This window comes from Aquimarina sp. RZ0, from assembly GCF_008370685.1.
Classification (GTDB): domain Bacteria; phylum Bacteroidota; class Bacteroidia; order Flavobacteriales; family Flavobacteriaceae; genus Aquimarina.
In genome coordinates this window covers 1-1,292 of the sequence record NZ_VTZU01000220.1, presented here as the reverse complement: position 1 = coordinate 1,292, position 1,292 = coordinate 1, and the positions used below count along the sequence as shown (strand labels likewise).

The following is a 1,292-nucleotide window of genomic DNA, read 5'->3' as shown; positions in this document are numbered from 1 at the left end:
GTATGCTCGCTTGAAAACAATTTCTAAAGCGCAATGAAGAACTCTATCGGTAAGCCGTATGAGGGAAAACTTCACGTACGGTTTGATGAAGGGGGCACTGATAGTTCTAAAATATTAATATCTTTAAACAGATAATAATAAGGCAGAGCTATCAGGCTCTACTCTACTAGATAATTGAGAAATGAGAATACTAACCAAAATTATATTATTGACTTTTATGGGATTATTTACCTCTTGTTTTGGACAAAAAGAAGAACATATTTATTTGGCTGGTTGGGAAGCAGAATTTAACGGAGATGAACAATGCCAAAAATTTCTCGAAACACAAGTTGTAGATAAAAAAACCGCCAATAATATTTGGAGTTCAATTGATCTCGTTTTTAAAGAAGGGAAATTAATTAAAGCCTACGATAATGATGAAGGACACAGAACTGAAAGAAAATTAAAAGAAAGTGAAATAGGATTTGAATATCAAAAATTAAAACCAAATCGGATTTATAGCCTTAATCAAGCAGCAAAATCTGAAAGCTATTTAGGTGGAGAAATACCAAATGAATTTAAAATTCCAAAATTCGAATTTAATGCACCTTTTCAATATTTAGGAAAATTCTCAAAAATAGAAGAAGCTTTCGATTGGCTTCCTTTTGATTTGCATATTGCAGCACCAATTTACTTGAATTTTGACAAGTTGTTTATAGATTATTCCAACCCGCTAAATCCTAAGGTGTTAAACATTGAGGAATTAAAACAAACGGACAATTCATATGACGATTTGAAACCAAATTCTGAAATAGTTTATGAAAAAGTATATATAACAACACAAAAAGAAACTAACTTTGGCGGAATTGGACATACCTCAGTTCCTAGTTGGATTCAATATCCTGATATTCCTACTTGCCCAAAGTCAAAGAAAACAATGAAATTACTTTGTCAACTGACTTATGATGGAGTTGATATAAAAACCAAACGTACAACCGTACAACCGAAAGATGAATGGTATAAACAATATTTTGAAAATATGAACTTTTGGGGAGATGGAGATTTATATATATTTTTTGAACCTGAAAGCAAAATAATGTGCTTTATAATTCAACACACATAAATAAAAAAACTAGCTACAACAATTTGTATAATGCATATACGCCCTCCGGGACGTAAACGCAATATACAAGAGACGTTAGTGTGCCACGAAGCTGTGGTGATCCAGTGGGTGAGAATCCCATCAGAGTAATTGACTGTTCACTCTGAAGAAAAGCATACAGTTAACCTCGTGAGGGATTTGCTGAAGCTAT

1 protein-coding gene is annotated in these 1,292 nt (G+C 32.7%); it reads left to right on the top strand.

Annotated elements, in window-relative coordinates; genetic code table 11:
* The first annotated feature begins 181 nt into the window (after positions 1-181).
* Positions 182-1,102 (top strand): hypothetical protein, encoded by a 921-nt coding sequence (locus F0000_RS27360; protein WP_149627860.1) that lies wholly within the window; start codon positions 182-184, stop codon positions 1,100-1,102.
* Positions 1,103-1,292 lie beyond the last annotated feature (190 nt).